The organism is Rhodoferax saidenbachensis, from assembly GCF_001955715.1.
In the GTDB taxonomy this organism is placed as follows: Bacteria; Pseudomonadota; Gammaproteobacteria; order Burkholderiales; family Burkholderiaceae_C; genus Allorhodoferax; species Allorhodoferax saidenbachensis.
The window spans coordinates 3,087,241-3,101,444 of the sequence record NZ_CP019239.1 but is presented as its reverse complement, the minus strand read 5'-3'; the positions used below and the strand labels follow the sequence as shown (position 1 = coordinate 3,101,444).

General features: G+C 63.1%; 16 protein-coding genes. 9 read left to right on the top strand and 7 right to left on the bottom strand.

Translation table 11 applies throughout. From position 1 onward, the window contains the following. The first annotated feature begins 3 nt into the window (after nucleotides 1-3). Entirely contained in the window at nucleotides 4-666 is a 663-nt protein-coding gene (locus tag RS694_RS14775) for a cupredoxin domain-containing protein (protein WP_244898403.1), read from the top strand. Nucleotides 667-849: 183 nt separating this feature from the next. Further along, nucleotides 850-1,443, top strand: a complete 594-nt coding sequence (locus RS694_RS14770) for a CBS domain-containing protein (RefSeq protein ID WP_029709141.1) — start codon at nucleotides 850-852, stop codon at nucleotides 1,441-1,443. 43 nt (nucleotides 1,444-1,486) lie between these two features. On the opposite strand, the gene RS694_RS14765 is transcribed toward RS694_RS14770, so the two are convergent. From RS694_RS14765 to RS694_RS14755, 3 genes are all read right to left on the bottom strand, one after another. Continuing rightward, nucleotides 1,487-1,861, bottom strand: a complete 375-nt coding sequence (locus RS694_RS14765; RefSeq protein WP_029709140.1) for a hypothetical protein — start codon at nucleotides 1,859-1,861, stop codon at nucleotides 1,487-1,489. A 107-nt stretch (nucleotides 1,862-1,968) separates the two neighbouring features. Continuing rightward, nucleotides 1,969-2,763, bottom strand: coding sequence for an anti-sigma factor (locus RS694_RS14760; RefSeq protein ID WP_029709139.1), 795 nt, complete (start codon nucleotides 2,761-2,763; stop codon nucleotides 1,969-1,971). A 10-nt stretch (nucleotides 2,764-2,773) separates the two neighbouring features. Next, entirely contained in the window at nucleotides 2,774-3,349 is a 576-nt protein-coding gene (locus RS694_RS14755) for a sigma-70 family RNA polymerase sigma factor (RefSeq protein ID WP_029709138.1), read from the bottom strand. 325 nt (nucleotides 3,350-3,674) lie between these two features. Between RS694_RS14755 and RS694_RS14750 the strand changes: the two genes are divergently transcribed. From RS694_RS14750 to RS694_RS14740, 3 genes are read left to right on the top strand one after another with little or no spacing between them, the layout of a single operon-like run. Beyond that, the gene (locus tag RS694_RS14750) at nucleotides 3,675-4,271 is read left to right on the top strand and encodes a ferritin-like domain-containing protein (protein ID WP_029709137.1); all 597 of its coding nucleotides are present in this window, start codon (nucleotides 3,675-3,677) and stop codon (nucleotides 4,269-4,271) included. Nucleotides 4,272-4,276: 5 nt separating this feature from the next. Further along, nucleotides 4,277-4,675 (top strand): c-type cytochrome, encoded by a 399-nt coding sequence (locus RS694_RS14745; protein ID WP_051392058.1) that lies wholly within the window; start codon nucleotides 4,277-4,279, stop codon nucleotides 4,673-4,675. 4 nt (nucleotides 4,676-4,679) lie between these two features. Next, nucleotides 4,680-5,222: a DUF3455 domain-containing protein gene (locus RS694_RS14740; protein ID WP_029709135.1), complete on the top strand. Its 543-nt coding sequence runs from the start codon at nucleotides 4,680-4,682 to the stop codon at nucleotides 5,220-5,222. A gap of 86 nt (nucleotides 5,223-5,308) precedes the next feature. On the opposite strand, the gene RS694_RS14735 is transcribed toward RS694_RS14740, so the two are convergent. Then, nucleotides 5,309-5,548, bottom strand: coding sequence for an HP1242/YdcH family protein (locus RS694_RS14735; RefSeq protein WP_029709134.1), 240 nt, complete (start codon nucleotides 5,546-5,548; stop codon nucleotides 5,309-5,311). A 220-nt stretch (nucleotides 5,549-5,768) separates the two neighbouring features. On the opposite strand from RS694_RS14735, the gene RS694_RS14730 reads away from it, so the two are divergent. After that, a complete protein-coding gene (locus RS694_RS14730) occupies nucleotides 5,769-6,614 on the top strand; it encodes a type 2 periplasmic-binding domain-containing protein (protein WP_083664566.1) in 846 nt (281 codons plus the stop codon). 95 nt (nucleotides 6,615-6,709) lie between these two features. Here the strand turns inward: RS694_RS14730 and RS694_RS14725 are convergent, their stop codons facing one another. Both RS694_RS14725 and argH read right to left on the bottom strand, forming a co-directional pair. After that, nucleotides 6,710-7,228, bottom strand: coding sequence for a hypothetical protein (locus tag RS694_RS14725; protein WP_029709132.1), 519 nt, complete (start codon nucleotides 7,226-7,228; stop codon nucleotides 6,710-6,712). A gap of 88 nt (nucleotides 7,229-7,316) precedes the next feature. Continuing rightward, nucleotides 7,317-8,750, bottom strand: a complete 1,434-nt coding sequence (gene argH / locus RS694_RS14720) for an argininosuccinate lyase (protein WP_029709131.1) — start codon at nucleotides 8,748-8,750, stop codon at nucleotides 7,317-7,319. 39 nt (nucleotides 8,751-8,789) lie between these two features. Here argH and RS694_RS14715 point away from each other — a divergent pair, with 39 nt between their 5' ends. From RS694_RS14715 to RS694_RS14705, 3 genes are read left to right on the top strand one after another with little or no spacing between them, the layout of a single operon-like run. Then, the gene (locus tag RS694_RS14715) at nucleotides 8,790-9,827 is read left to right on the top strand and encodes a sensor histidine kinase (protein WP_029709129.1); all 1,038 of its coding nucleotides are present in this window, start codon (nucleotides 8,790-8,792) and stop codon (nucleotides 9,825-9,827) included. 23 nt (nucleotides 9,828-9,850) lie between these two features. Continuing rightward, complete coding sequence (locus RS694_RS14710) at nucleotides 9,851-10,588, top strand: LytR/AlgR family response regulator transcription factor (protein WP_029709128.1); 738 nt, start codon at nucleotides 9,851-9,853, stop codon at nucleotides 10,586-10,588. Between the two features lie 5 nt (nucleotides 10,589-10,593). Beyond that, nucleotides 10,594-11,352, top strand: coding sequence for a substrate-binding periplasmic protein (locus tag RS694_RS14705; RefSeq protein WP_161631575.1), 759 nt, complete (start codon nucleotides 10,594-10,596; stop codon nucleotides 11,350-11,352). Between the two features lie 4 nt (nucleotides 11,353-11,356). Here the strand turns inward: RS694_RS14705 and ppc are convergent, their stop codons facing one another. Continuing rightward, a complete protein-coding gene (gene ppc, locus RS694_RS14700) occupies nucleotides 11,357-14,191 on the bottom strand; it encodes a phosphoenolpyruvate carboxylase (RefSeq protein WP_029709126.1) in 2,835 nt (944 codons plus the stop codon). Nucleotides 14,192-14,204 lie beyond the last annotated feature (13 nt).

Below are 14,204 nucleotides of genomic sequence, written 5' to 3'. Positions count from 1 at the left end.
ACCATGCGTTTGACTTTTTGCATGACCGCCGCCTGCGCGGCTTGGGCCCTGGCCGCCAGCGGGGCCGCCGCAGCCGGCACGCTGGAAGTGCTGGTGCTGGACCGCGATGGCAAGCCCACGCCCGATGCGGTGGTGATCGTCACCCCCAGCGGCAAGGGCCAACCCAGAACACCCTTGCCCAACAGTGCCGTGGTGAACCAGGAGAAGCAGCAATTTGTGCCCGCTGTCACCGTGGTGGCCGTGGGCGCCCGCGTGCGCTTTGTCAACAGCGACCCCTGGAACCACCATGTGCGTTTAGGCCATGTGGGGGCCGCGGTGGGCAATGCGGATGGGCAGTCCGCCCTGCTGGAGGGCAAGGCAGAAGGCAAGCCCGCCAGCGCCGCAGTCTTCAGCATGGACAAACCCGGCGCCGTGGGCGCAGCCCTGCTGGGTTGCTACATCCACAGCCGCATGGGTGGCACCGTCTATGTGGCGGATTCGCCCTGGACGGTGAAAACCAACAGCGAGGGCATCGCTGTACTGGACGACGTGCCCGAAGGCAGCGCCAGCATCAAGGTCTGGCACGCGGCGCAGTTGGTGGAAAAGGCGCCGCTGCCGGTGAATGTGCTCGCGACACCGGGGAAGGTGACGTTTCAGCTGGACGTGGCGCCGCGGCGGCGCAGTTGATGGGCTGGCAGTACGGGTTTGCAAATGTGCGGTAAATCATGCGCAAACCTGCGTAAATGGGCTGGATCAAGTGGCTGTGCAGGCGTATAAAAGAACCAGTCGCCTCCGCATGCCCACTGGCGACTAGCACCCGCCGGGCCCCGCGCTCCCCGGACGCTCAGGGTGAATTTACGAAAGACGCTCATGTCCTCTGCATCGCTCTCCACCTCCCGCCTCCACAAGGCAACCCCCATTGTTCAACTGCAATTGAACCAGCATGGCCCGGTGACCTTGGCCTCGCCCGCACTCTCCGTGTTTACCGATTTGTCCCAAGTGCGGGCCGCCACGGTGCAGGCGCACACCACGCTGGACCAGGCGGAGTTAAAGATGATTTACCTGGGCGTGCGCCTGCTCTTCGTCGTGTCGGATATGCCCTCGGTGGATGGCATTTTGACTTTTGCGGACATCTCGGGTGAGCGCCCCACACGCGTGGTGCAGCAGCGAAAAATCAAACACCATGAACTGACCGCAGGGGATGTGATGACCCCGTTGACCGAGATTGACACGGTGCCCTTTGCGGCCCTGCGCCGTGCGACGGTTGCGCAGGTGGTGGAGACACTGGTGCAACATGCGCAGCCGCACTTGCTGGTGGTAGATACATCGCCCGAAGACGGCAGCCCCTGCATTCGGGGCCTGGTGTCACAGGCGCAGGTGGAACGCCAACTCGGCCAAGCCTTGCCGCGGATCGACAGGGCACAGACATTTGCCCAACTGGAGCAGGTACTGGCCAGCCACTGAGGCTGGGCAGGCTGCTACTGCAGCTGCTGATCTTGCGTGGCGTTTATCGGCTTGGCGCCAATAGGATCTGGCGCCACTTCCACTCCAGGCGTGCCAGAGCGCCCACGAACAGCGCCTCGGCTATCAGATGCGCCATGCCAAAGAGGCTCGCCGTGCCTGCCCAGCGCACTGCAAGCCCCACGCACACTAGCGCCCAAAGACTGTTGGCGACGATCAATGCATTGAGCAGGAGTAGGGTGCGCGAGCGGCGGATGGCGAGTGAAAACGAGTAGGTCGCGTAGAGCACGTTGGCCATCCCGATGAATACCAAAAGGTCTTTGGGCATACCGTACAGCGCTGCCAGCCAGTCAACCAGCAAAAGCATGGCAACACCGGCAAGGGCGCCGGCGATGCAGTCCATCCAGAGTAGGCGTTTCATACTGTTTGGTAATTTGCTATTAATTCAGTAGCTGCTTGCGCAATATCCACGAGGGCTACAGCCCTAATTCTTATAAATTCAATGGGGTATGGCCCCTGGCCATCCCCTCACAACATCTTCTGGATCAACGCCCCCTTGAACAGCACCGGCCCCGTAGGCCCCGTCTCGCTGGGCACGCCGCCCTTGGGTTCCAGGCTGATGGCGAGGGTGGGCACTTCGCGTACATCACTTTCACCCGCAGTCAGGCGCAACAGCTTGTCGCTGCCCAACACACCCAGTGACTTGGGGCCGCCGCCGGGCGGCAGGGCCCAGAGTTGCAGGGACCGGTCGCCGGCCTCCTGGTAGGCGCCCACACGTTGCAGGGTGAGCTTTTTGGCCTTGGGGTCGAAGGTGACCAGCATGGATGCGGCGGCTTTGTCGTCGGCCAGCACGGCCACGTATTCAATTTGCGGCGCACTTTGCAGTTGGGTCTGCAGGCGGGCGATCTCGGTGCCCAGCTCCTGGCGCATACCAATGCCGACCGACACGGCGGCGATGGTGGCAAAGGCGCCGGCTGCGGTGGCGGTGCGCCACACGGTCAGGCTGCGAAGCCAGCCACCCAGGCCTGCAGGCTCTGCAGCAGCCAAGGCGGTTTGTGCGCGCACGGCTTGCTGCGCTGCGCTTTGCTTCTCGCCTTGCACCAGGTTGTCGATGCGCGTCCACACGGCGCTGCTGGGCTGGGCCTGGGGTTGCAGTTCGTTCAGGCTGGACAGGCGGCTTTGCCAGATGAGAGCGGCGGCGCGCACGGGGGCTTGTTCGCGGGCCAGGGCTTCAAAGCGGCGACGGGCGCCACCGCGCAGGGTGCCCAAGGCGTAGCTGCTGGCCAGGCGGTCCAGCAGTTCGGGGTGTTGGATGAGGTTCATGGTGGGGCTCTTACGCAAAACGCGCCATGCACAGGCGCAGCTGGTCCAGCCCACGGCGGATCCAGGTTTTCACGGTGCCCAGTGGCAGGCTCAGTTGTTGGGCGAGCTCGCTGTGGCTCAGGTCGCGCACATAGGCCAGGCTCACCACCTCGCGTTGTTTGTTCTCCAACCGGCCCAGGCACTGGTGCAGGGCCCAGGCCTGTTCGCTGGCCTGCGCGGTGTCCATGGGGGTGGGGCTGTCGCCGGGCAGGGTGTCTGCCAGGGTTTCGTCCAGCTCGTCGGTCAGGTGGCTGCGTTCAGCGGCGCGGCGGCGCAGCATGTCCAGGCCGCGGCTGCGCACGATCAGGCCCAGCCAGGCCATGGGGGGGCTGAGCGATGCGCGGTAGTCGGCGGCAGAGCGCCACACGGTCAAGAAGGCTTCTTGCAACACGTCTTCGGCCAGCTCGCGCTGGGGCACGACGCGCAGGGCCAGGCCATAGAGTTTGCTGGCGCACTGGTCGTACAGGGCTTTGAGGGCGGCCTCGTCCTGGTGGGCAATGCGGTCCAGCAGGACGATGAGCAGGGCGTCGTGGTTGTCAGGCGTCATGCCCCCATTGTCAGTGAAGCGCGGCAGCTCCACTGCGCGCTGTGGCTTGCGTACGAAGCTGCGTATCTTGCTATGAAAAGAGGAGCTGCTTGCGCTGGTGGTATGAGGGCTGGAGGGTAAAAACATGCTGAATCACCGGGTTTGCAAGCCAATCGGGCTTGTAGGGGGTACGCAGCGCAGGGGGCATTGGATTCACCCACGCAATGCCCGAGCGTTGTGCGGGGGCAATCTGAATCCAGTGTGGGGGTGGGCCGCGTATTGGCAGCGTGGGACGGCATTTTTCGTTCCGCCTGTTTCGTCTCTTACCTTTTCAAAGGACCTGACCATGACCTCTCTGATTCACACCCTCACTTCCGGTGCTGCCGCACCTTCGCGCCGCGCCTTCATGGGCCGCACCGGCACATTGTCTGCCGTGGCGGTCGCCCTGCTGGCGGGCCAGGATGCCATGGCGCAAGGCATGGGCGGTGACACGTCCAAGGACGTGGGCATCCTCAACGTGGCGCTGGGCCTGGAGCACGAAGCCATCAATGCCTACCAACTGGGCGCTGGCAGCGGTCTGTTGCAAAAGCCGGTGCTGGATGTGGCCGTGCGTTTTCAAGCCGACCACAAGGCCCACCGCGACGCGCTGATCGCCACCATCCAGAAGCTGGGCGGCACACCGGTGATGGAAAAGAAGCTGGACGACTATGCCAAGGCGCTGAAGGCCGACACCCTGCGCAATCAGGGCGATGTGCTGGACCTGGCCGCGCGCCTGGAGCTGGGCGCCATCAACGCCTACCTGGGGGTGATCCCCGCGTTTGGCAACAAGGACCTGGCCAAGGTGGCCGGCCGCTTGGCTGCGGACGAGACCATGCACTACACGCTGCTGCAAAACGCGCTGGGCCGTCCGCTGCCCGCTGGCGCCTTGTCCTTCGGCGCGTGATCGGTATGCGTTTGTTCTGCGTGTTGCTCTTGGGTGTGCTGGGCCTCTCTGCGGGTGCCCAGGCCCAGTCGGTGGCGCGCGGGCAGGCGCTGTTCGAGAGCCGCTGCGTGGCCTGCCACAGCCTGGACGCCAACCGCGTGGGGCCCGCCCTGCGCGGCGTGGTGGGCCGCACGGCCGGCAAAGCCAAAGACTATTTCTATTCCGAGGCCATGGCCGCGGCTACCCATGTGTGGGATGTGCCCCAGCTCAAGGCCTGGCTCACCAACCCTGAAACCGTGGTGCCCGGGCAAGACATGAACTACCGCCTGGACATCGCCCAAGACCGTGACGACGTGGTGGCCTACCTGGCCTCTGTGTCGACTGCAAATCCTGCTCCCCCATTTCTTCCACTTCCTCGAAAGTAAAACCATGAAAACTCGTACCGCTTTGTCTCTGTTGCTGGTTGCCGGTCTGGCCGCTTGTGCCAACCAGCCCATGCGTGCACCCTTCAGCCAGGACATGCTGCCCACCACCGTGAAGGTGCCCGCAGGCCACACCGTGGCGATGGAGACTGCCGCCGCAGGCGACATCACCTACCAGTGCCGTGCCAAGAAAGACATGGCCGGACAGTTTGAATGGGTGTTTGTGGGGCCTGACGCAGGCCTGAAGGACCGCAGCGGCAAGGTCGTGGGTCGTTACTATGGCCCGCCCGCCACCTGGGAGAGCACCGATGGTTCCAAGGTTACTGCGACCCAAGTGGCCGTGGCCCCCAATGGCGATGCCAACATTCCGCTACAACTGGTGAAAGCCAACCCCGCCATGGGCATGGGCGCCATGCAGGGCGTGACGTACATCCAGCGCGTGGCCACCATGGGTGGCACGGCCCCCAAAGCCATGTGCGCACAGGGCAATGACGGTGCCAAGCAGATCGTGCAGTACCAAGCCGACTACATCTTCTGGAAGGCGATGTAGCCAAACGCGCAGTAAGACCGTTACAAGTGTTCAATCCACGGGGGCCTGGCCCCCGTTTTTCTTGCCTGCAAGAGTGAGAGGCCCCTTCAGGGCTGGCTCAGCATCTGGGTAATTTCGTCTTTCAGCTTCAACCGTTTCTTCTTCTCGATTTCCATCGCCTCGTCACTGATGGCGCCTACACCGCCTTCAAACTTGGCGATGTTGCGGTTCAGTGCGTCGTACTGGTCAAACAACTTGGAGAAATGCGCGTTGCCGGACCGCAGCGCTTGGATCTTGTCTTTGAGTTGGGGGAATTCGTGAAGGATGTCGTGTTTAAGCAGGTCCATAGCGTCCTTGGAAACGGGGATTGCGGGAGGGGTGTGCGACCCAGTATGGACCAAGCCCGCCATTGCATCAAGGGCCACCGCGTGATCCGTGGGGCCTTGTGTATTGGTGTTCCACCTCATAGGCGCCATGCGGTATAGACCGTAGCATGCGGATATGCCGCTGCGTCGTTGTTGCTGTGTAGGTTTGTTGCTCCTGTTGTTGTGGGCAACGGGCTGCGCCATGGCTGCAGCGCCCATGGTTTTTATTTACAAATTGCCACCGTCCGAGATGAAGAGCACGGTGGCCAAACAGTACACCCGCACGGTCTTGAGAATGGCGCTGGAACGCACCACGCGGGAGTTTGGCCCGTTTGAGCTGCACATGGCCATCAACGAGATGAACGAAACGCGCCAGGTGGTGGAAATGGAGAAGGGCGGCGGCCTGGTCAACACCGTGTCTTTGCCCGCACGCAAGGACCTGGACAAACGCCTGGTGGCCGTGCGCATCCCCAAGGACTTTGGCGTCCTGGGTTTTCGCGTTTTCCTGATACGGGCGGAAGACCAGCCGCGTTTTGATGCCATCCGCACGGTGGCCGACCTGCAGGCCATCCGTATCGGCCAGGGCACCACCTGGGTCGACGGCAAGATACTGGAAGACGCCGGTCTGCAGGTGGTGCGCGGCAGTGATTTCGAGGGCCTGTTCCAGATGCTGCAGGAGAAGCGCTTTGACGCGTTCAGCCGCGGGGTGTACGAGGCGGGCCGCGAGCTGGAGGCGCGGCAGGCCAGCCTGGTCGATCTGGCGATTGAAAAAGGGCTGTTGCTGTACTACCCGATGCCGGGCTATTACTGGTTTCCCAACACCCCGGACGGCAAGCTGCGGGCCCGGCGGGTCGAAGCGGGGCTCACCGCGATGGTGGCCGATGGAACGCTCAAGCGCCTGTTTTTGCAGGAGTACGGCCTGGTGCTCAAGCAGTTGGACCTGTCACGCCGACGCTTGCTGAAAATCGACAACTCCCAACTCGGCCCGGACGAGCCGCTGGACAACCCGGCCTTCTGGCTCAACCCTGCGGAATTGGGGCGTAAGTAAGTCGCCTGCATCCGTCAGGGCAGCATTTTCACTATCAAAAGAGTAGCTGCTTGCGCACATTCCATGAGGGCTGCAGGCCTTTTTGGCTTGTAAAACTAGCCCAGGCGTGCCAAACGACGCTTCGCGGCCGACAGCAGTGCGCGGGAATACAGCTTGTGAAAACCCAGCAGCAGGCCAAACACGGGGCCCAACCGCGGTTTGGAGTCGCCAGCCCTTTGTGATGGAACGACTGCCGAGCCAAAGTACAAACGTGTCCCCGCGGTTGCAGCGTCCGGATGGGCAGCCACCATCAACCACGACCGTGTGCGCCCCTGAAAGTCGCACAGGAGCAATTGGTCCACTGCACGTGCCTCCACGGTCCACGCCGCAAAGGCGTCGGTGGCCCCGGTGGCAAGTTGCCGGGCCTGGGCATTGGTCGAAGGTTTTGCCACCAGCCACGCGAGCAATTGCGCCTCTACCTTGAACAGCCAGGTGGTGTAGAAGGCCTCGACAAACGCCGCGTGTGAAACCTGCCCGGTCACGTCCGTCGCATAACAATCCGCATAAGCCCCCTCGCGCTGGTAACGGCGCAGCAGGGCTTCCTGGGGCAGTTCGCAGCGTGTTATCGCGGACATGGTGGCAAGTGCGTGGCTCAAATTACTATGAAAACCATAGCTGCTTGCGCATGTTCCATAAGGGCTACAGGCCTGTTTGGCTTGAAAACTAGCCCAGACGCGCCTGGTGCCGTGTTATCTGCGCCCGCACCTGTGCCGGTGCGGTGCCGCCCAGCGTGTTGCGTGCGTTAAGCGAACCGCGCAGGCTCAAACACTCATAGACGTCTTTCTCGATGCTGGGGTTGAACTCTTGCAGCACCTGGAGGGGCAGCTCGGACAAATCGACCTGGTGCGAGATGGCGGCCTTGACAGCGTGGGCCACGGTTTCGTGGGCGTCGCGGAAGGGCAGGCCCTTTTTCACGAGGTAGTCGGCCAGGTCCGTCGCGGTGGCGTAACCCTTCAGTGCGGCGGCTTCCATGGCTGGGGCGTTGACGGTGATGCCGCCTTCCTTTTGACCCGTGGCGGGGTTCAGTTGACCGCCTACCATTTCACTGAAGATACGCAGCGTGTCCTTGAGCGTATCGACAGTGTCGAACAGCGGTTCCTTGTCTTCCTGGTTGTCCTTGTTGTAGGCCAGGGGCTGGCCCTTCATCAGGGTGATCAGGCCCATCAGGTGGCCGACCACGCGGCCGGTCTTTCCGCGCGCGAGTTCGGGTACGTCGGGGTTTTTCTTCTGCGGCATGATGGAGCTGCCGGTGGTGAAGCGGTCGGCGATCTTGATGAAGCTGAAGTTCTGGCTCATCCACAAAATCAGCTCTTCGCTCATGCGGCTGATGTGCACCATGCACAAGGACGCAGCGGCAGTGAACTCGATCGCAAAGTCCCGGTCACTCACGGCGTCCAGGCTGTTTTGGCAAACCCCATCCATACCCAGTGTCTTGGCGACACGTTCGCGGTCCAGCGGGTAGGTGGTGCCCGCCAGTGCGGCGGCGCCCAGCGGCAACTGGTTCACGCGGCGGCGCACGTCGGCCATGCGTTCGGCATCACGCGCAAACATTTCCACATAGGCCAGCAGGTGGTGTGCAAAACTCACGGGCTGGGCCACCTGCAGGTGTGTGAAGCCGGGCAGGATGACTTCCACATTTTTCTCGGCTACTTCGACCAGCGACTTTTGCAGGTCGATCAGCAGGCCGGAAATCAGATCAATCTCGCTGCGCAACCACAGGCGCACGTCGGTGGCGACCTGGTCGTTGCGGCTGCGGCCGGTGTGCAGGCGTTTGCCGGCGTCGCCCACCAGTTGGGTCAGGCGCGCTTCGATGTTCAGGTGCACGTCTTCCAGATCCAGCTTCCACTCAAACGCGCCAGATTCGATCTCGCCCCAGATCTGGGCCATGCCCTTCTGGATGGAGGCCAGGTCATCCGCGGCGATGATCTTTTGCGCGGCCAGCATCTCGGCGTGGGCCAGGCTGCCGGTGATGTCGGCTTGCCACATGCGTTTGTCAAAGAACACGCTGGAGGTGTAGCGCTTGACCAGGTCGCTCATGGGCTCGGAGAACAGCGCGGACCACGCTTCGGACTTTTTATCGAATTGGTTTTGGGACATGGGAGGCGTTGCCTGGAATAGAGTCAAAATCTGTCAAACATGAAAGACACCCAAATATTATCGGCGTTCCAGGATCTGGGCCCGGCCACCGAGCCGCCGACGCAGCGGCCTGCGCTGGTATTTGATGCCTGCCAGATGGGTGTGGTGTTGCGCGCGGTGCTGTTTGTCGAGGTGTGTGTGGCGGCGGTCAGCATGTTTGCCACGGGCAACTTTCTGGACTGGGTAACGCGTGTGGCGCTGATTACCGGTGGTGCCTTGCCGGCCACGCTGGCCTGGTTGTTGACCACCTGCATTGCCAAGCGCCCGCTGGCGCGTGTGCAGCCGCTGGTGCAGTACACCGTGGCCGTGGCTCTGGGCGCGGTGGCCGGTCTGTACGGTTGTGGTGTGCTGCATATTGCTGGGCTGCTGGAGCCCGGCCCCTGGGTGGCCAGCGCCTTCAGTGGTGTCTTGATCTCGGCCGTGCTGGTGGCGGGCCTGGTGATGCGGGCCAAGGGCCGCACGCCGGCAGACACCACGGCGCGGCTGGCGGAGCTGCAGTCGCGCATACGCCCGCATTTTTTGTTCAACACCCTCAATAGCGCGATTGCGCTGGTGCGCGCCGAGCCGGCCAAGGCGGAGGCGCTGCTGGAGGACCTGAGCGACCTGTTTCGCCACGCGCTGATAGACCACGGCGAATCCGTCACGCTGGCCGACGAAATTGCGCTGGCGCGGCGTTACCTGGCCATTGAGCAAGTGCGTTTTGGCGAGCGCCTCCGTGTGCAGTGGGCGCTGGACCCGGCGGCCGACAAGGCCCGCCTGCCGCCCCTGTTGCTGCAGCCGCTGGTGGAAAACGCCGTACTGCATGGCGTGGAGCCGTGTGCTGCGGGTGCCGACATCAAAATTTCCAGCGAACGCCGCGGTTCGGTCGTGGTCATCAAGGTGACCAATACGGTGCCAGCCGGGCAGGGTGCGCAAGGCCACGGCGTGGCACTGCGCAATGTGCGCGAACGCCTGAACTTGCTGCATGACGTGCAAGGCCAGTTCCGCAGCGCGCTCAAGAACGGGGTCTACCAGGTGCGCATGGAGGTGCCACTGTGAGCGGCGCAGCGTCGGGCAACCTGTTGCGTGTCCTGGTGGTGGACGACGAGGCGCTGGCGCGTTCGCGCATGCGCACACTCCTTGGCGATTGCAGCGCGCCCAAGGCCGTGGTGCAGGCCGAAGCCGGCAACGCGGTGCAGGCCATGCAACAGCTGCAAGGGCAACATTTTGATGTGGTGCTGCTCGATATCCACATGCCTGGCGCCGACGGCCTAGCGCTGGCCCAATCGCTGCGCGACATGCCGCACCCGCCTGCGCTGGTGTTTGTCACCGCGCATGCCGAACACGCGGTGCAGGCGTTTGAGCTGGAAGCGGTGGACTACCTGACCAAGCCGGTGCGGCTGGAGCGGTTGCAAGCCGCACTACAAAAAGTAGAGCGCTTTGTGCACAGCCAGGAAGGGCTGGCGGCCCAAAACGATACACAAGAGGTGTTGGTGATTCAGGAGCGCAACCGCACCGAGCGGGTGCCACTGCATCTGGTGCTGTACTTCAAGGCCGAGCTCAAATACATCACGGTGCGTACCGCCACGCGCAGCTACATCCTCGATGGCTCACTCAACGAACTCGAAGCCAAATACGGCGAGCAGTTTTTTCGTGTGCACCGCAATGCGCTGATCGCACGCCACGCGGTGCGGGCGTTGGAGAAACACTTTGATGCCGAAGAGGGCGAGGGCTGGGCGGTTCGGCTGGATGGCGTGACCGAGGTGCTGGCCGTGTCACGCCGCCAACTGGCCGCCGTGCGGGAATTGGTGGCGCGTTGATGGGCATGGCAGGTCTGCGGTGGTTGCGGGGTGGAGTGCAGGTCGCCTGCGCTGTCCTGCTTTGTCTGGTCGTTTCCCAGGCATTAGCGGCAGAGCCCATTCGCATTGGGGCGGAAGATGACTGGCGCCCCTACTCCTATGTGGAAGACGGCAAGCCCGCAGGTTTTGCGGTGGACTTGGCCCGTGCGGCCTGGAAGGCCGCGGGGGTGGACGTGGAGTTGGTGCCACTGCCATATGCGCGCTGCATGAAGCTGGTGGACAACGGCGTGCTGGCGGGTTGTTTCAATACCTTGCGGGACGCCCGTACCGAAGACCGCTACCGTTGGCACAAGAAGCCGCTGTTTAAGGCGCGGATTGCCATTTACGGGCGCGCGTCGCAGCCAGAGACTCGGGTGGAACTTGCGGACCTCGTAGGGTCGCGCATTGGCGTGACCAACGGGTATGACTACGGCGAAGCCTTTGACAACGACACCCGCATGCTGCGGGATGTGGCGCCCTCTGACCTGTATTCCGTGCGCAAGCTGGTGGCGGGCCGTGTGGACTACGTGCTGGTGTTTGACCGGGTGGCCCAGCAGATTGCCAGAAACCACCCCGAGCTGGCCCCGGGCTTCAAGCAGCGCGGCGTGCTGGTCGAGCCAAATCTCTATATCTCGTTTGCGCCCAGCAAGCCGGGCATCGATACGCTGATCGCGCGTTTTGATGCCGGGCTGGAGAAGGTGCGCCGCACAGGAGAGTACGCACGTATCGAGGCACGCTGGAAGTAGTGTCTTAACCGGTATTCCGCAGCCCAGCGGCGATGCCGTTGATCGAGATGTGAATCCCGCGCTGCACGCGTTCGTCGGCCTTGCCTTCGCGGTAGCGGCGTACCAGTTCCACCTGCAAATGGTGCAGAGGGTCGATGTACGGAAAGCGGTGGCGGATGGAGCGTTGCAGGGCTGCGTTGTTGGCCAGGCGTTGTTTCTCGCCGGTGATGCTGCCCAGCGCCTGGGCGGTGGCCTGCCACTCGGCTTCTATGGCCGTGAAAATCTTCTTGCGCAGGCGCGCATCGGCCACCAGTTCGGAGTAACGCGAAGCCAGCGCCAGATCGCTCTTCGCCATCACCATGTCCATGTTGGACAGCAGGGTGCGGAAGAACGGCCACTGCTTGTACATCTTCTGCAGCAAGGCCAGGCGCTCTTTCTGCTGCGCAGCCGTGCCCTGTTGGATGAACTTCTGCACTGCCGAGCCAAAGCCAAACCAGCCCGGCAGGGTCAGGCGGCATTGGCCCCAGCTAAAGCCCCAGGGAATCGCGCGCAAATCTTCAATACGCTGCGAGGCCTTGCGCGATGCGGGGCGTGAGCCGATGTTGAGTTCGGCAATCTCACGGATCGGTGTAGAGCTGAAGAAATATTCGGTGAAGCCCGGGGTCTCGTAGACCAGTGCGCGGTAGGCCGCCATGCTGGCCTGCGACAACTCGGCTGCCGCTTCGAGGAAGGCCTTGGTGGCCGATTTGGTCGGTTGCAAGAGCGTGGCTTCCAGCGTGGCGGCCACCAGGGTCTCCAGGTTGCGCCGGCCGATTTCGGGGTTGGCGTATTTGGAGCCGATCACCTCGCCTTGTTCGGTCAGGCGAATCTGGCCGCGTACGGTGCCGGGGGGCTGGGCCAGGATGGCCTGGTAGCTGGGGCCGCCACCACGGCCTACGGTGCCGCCGCGGCCATGGAACATGCGCAGCTGGATATTGTGTTCGGCCGCCAGCACGTCAAACAATTCCACCAATGCAATTTCGGCGCGGTAGAGCTCCCAGTTGCTGGTGAAGATGCCGCCGTCCTTGTTGGAGTCGGAGTAGCCCAGCATGATGTCCTGCTCGCAGCCACTGCGTTTGACCAGATCGGCCACGCCAGGCAGTGCGTAGAACTCCCGCATGATGGGCGCGGCATTGCGCAGGTCTTCAATGGTTTCGAACAGCGGCACCACGATCAGGTCGGCCACCGCCTGGGTGTCCAGCGTGCCGCGCAGGAGTCCCACTTCCCGTTGCAACAGCAGCACTTCCAGCAAGTCGCTGACGGTTTCGGTGTGGCTGATGATGTAGTGGCGGATGGCCTGCACGCCAAAGTTTTTGCGCATGCGTTTGGCCATCTCAAAAATGGCCAGCTCACCCACGGCATGGGCCGAATACTCCACGCCCTGCACGCGCAGCGAGCGTGCGTCCTGCAGCAGGCCCAGCAGCAAGACGCGTTTGGCCTGTTCGTCGAGGGCGCTGTAGTTGGCTTCGATGCGCGCGGTGGCCAGCAGCTCGGCCACCACCTCTTCGTGTTTGTCCGAGCTCTGGCGCAAATCGACCGTGGCCAGGTGAAAGCCGAACACCTCCACTGCGCGGATCAGCGGGTGCAGGCGCTGCGCCACCAGGGCAGCCCCGTGGTGGGCGCTCAGCGAAGATTCCAGGATACGCAGGTCGGCCACAAAGTCTTCTGCCAGCAGGTAGGCGTTTTGCGGCGCTACGGCGTGGCGTGCGGCCTCGGTACCGGTCAGGTCCTTGAGGGTGGCGGCCAGCCGTGCGTACACACCGGTCAAGGCGCGGCGGTAGGGTTCGTCCTTGCGGTGTTCGTTCTGGTCGGGCGAACGCTCGGCCAGCGCCTGCATCTCGGGGCTGCATTCGGCCAGCATGGCCGAGATGGAGAGTTCACCACCGAGCAAGTGCACCTCGGTCAGGTAGTGGCGCAAGGCCACTTCCGCTTGGCGGCGCAGCGCGTATTCCAGCGTCTGGGCGCTGACGTTGGGGTTGCCATCGCGGTCACCACCGATCCACTGGCCCATGCGCAAAAAGCTGTGCACGGGCTGGTTGCCCAGCAGGCCTTCGAGTTCGGCGTAGAGCTTGGGGATTTCCCGCAGGAAGGTGGACTCGTAATAACTCAGCGCGTTTTCGATCTCGTCGGCCACGGTGAGTTTGGAGAAGCGCAGCAGCCGGGTTTGCCAGAGCTGCATCACACGGGCGCGCATCTGTGCTTCGTTGGCGGCCAGCTCGCGCGGGCTCAGTGCGTCTTTCTTGCTGTCAAAGGCAGCGGCGAGTTGTTTGATCTCGTCGCGCGCGGTGAGCAGTTGGGCGATGTCGCGTTCGGCATCCAGAATGCTCTTGCGTTGCACCTCGGTCGGGTGGGCCGTGAGCACGGGCGACACATAACTCTTGGCGAGGGTGTTGGAGATGGTTTTGGTGGAAATACCGGCCCAGCGCAGGCGCGCCATGGCCACCTCGACGCTGCCTTCCTGGGTGTCGCCCTCACGCTCGTGGACTGCGCGGCGGCGGATGTGGTGGCGGTCTTCGGCCAGGTTGGCCAGGTGCGAAAAATAGGTGAAGGCGCGGATCACGCTGACTGTCTGGTCGCCGGAGAGGCCCTTGAGCAGCTTTTTGAGGGCCTTGTCGGCCTCCTGGTCGGCGTCGCGGCGAAACGCCACGGAGAGGGTGCGGATCTGTTCGATCAGCTCGAAGGCTTCCACCCCCTCCTGTTCCCGGATCACATCTCCCAGAATCCGGCCCAGAAAGCGGATGTCTTCCACCAGCGGGCGTTCCTTGTCTTTGCTGCGTTTGGCAGGGGTGGATGCGGGGGTGGACAGGGGGGCATTTTTCATGGTCCCCATGCTA

Coding starts and splice junctions, on each gene's coding strand:
- RS694_RS14755 (WP_029709138.1), bottom strand. CDS start 3,349: ATGACGCCTGACAACCACGACGCCCTGCTCATCGTCCTGCTGGACCGC.
- RS694_RS14735 (WP_029709134.1), bottom strand. CDS start 5,548: ATGGACCTGCTTAAACACGACATCCTTCACGAATTCCCCCAACTCAAA.
- RS694_RS14715 (WP_029709129.1), top strand. CDS start 8,790: ATGAAAGACACCCAAATATTATCGGCGTTCCAGGATCTGGGCCCGGCC.
- RS694_RS14745 (WP_051392058.1), top strand. CDS start 4,277: ATGCGTTTGTTCTGCGTGTTGCTCTTGGGTGTGCTGGGCCTCTCTGCG.
- RS694_RS14765 (WP_029709140.1), bottom strand. CDS start 1,861: ATGAAACGCCTACTCTGGATGGACTGCATCGCCGGCGCCCTTGCCGGT.
- RS694_RS14740 (WP_029709135.1), top strand. CDS start 4,680: ATGAAAACTCGTACCGCTTTGTCTCTGTTGCTGGTTGCCGGTCTGGCC.
- RS694_RS14775 (WP_244898403.1), top strand. CDS start 4: ATGCGTTTGACTTTTTGCATGACCGCCGCCTGCGCGGCTTGGGCCCTG.
- RS694_RS14750 (WP_029709137.1), top strand. CDS start 3,675: ATGACCTCTCTGATTCACACCCTCACTTCCGGTGCTGCCGCACCTTCG.
- RS694_RS14760 (WP_029709139.1), bottom strand. CDS start 2,763: ATGAACCTCATCCAACACCCCGAACTGCTGGACCGCCTGGCCAGCAGC.
- argH (WP_029709131.1), bottom strand. CDS start 8,750: ATGTCCCAAAACCAATTCGATAAAAAGTCCGAAGCGTGGTCCGCGCTG.
- RS694_RS14725 (WP_029709132.1), bottom strand. CDS start 7,228: ATGTCCGCGATAACACGCTGCGAACTGCCCCAGGAAGCCCTGCTGCGC.
- RS694_RS14770 (WP_029709141.1), top strand. CDS start 850: ATGTCCTCTGCATCGCTCTCCACCTCCCGCCTCCACAAGGCAACCCCC.
- RS694_RS14705 (WP_161631575.1), top strand. CDS start 10,594: ATGGCAGGTCTGCGGTGGTTGCGGGGTGGAGTGCAGGTCGCCTGCGCT.
- RS694_RS14730 (WP_083664566.1), top strand. CDS start 5,769: ATGGCTGCAGCGCCCATGGTTTTTATTTACAAATTGCCACCGTCCGAG.
- ppc (WP_029709126.1), bottom strand. CDS start 14,191: ATGAAAAATGCCCCCCTGTCCACCCCCGCATCCACCCCTGCCAAACGC.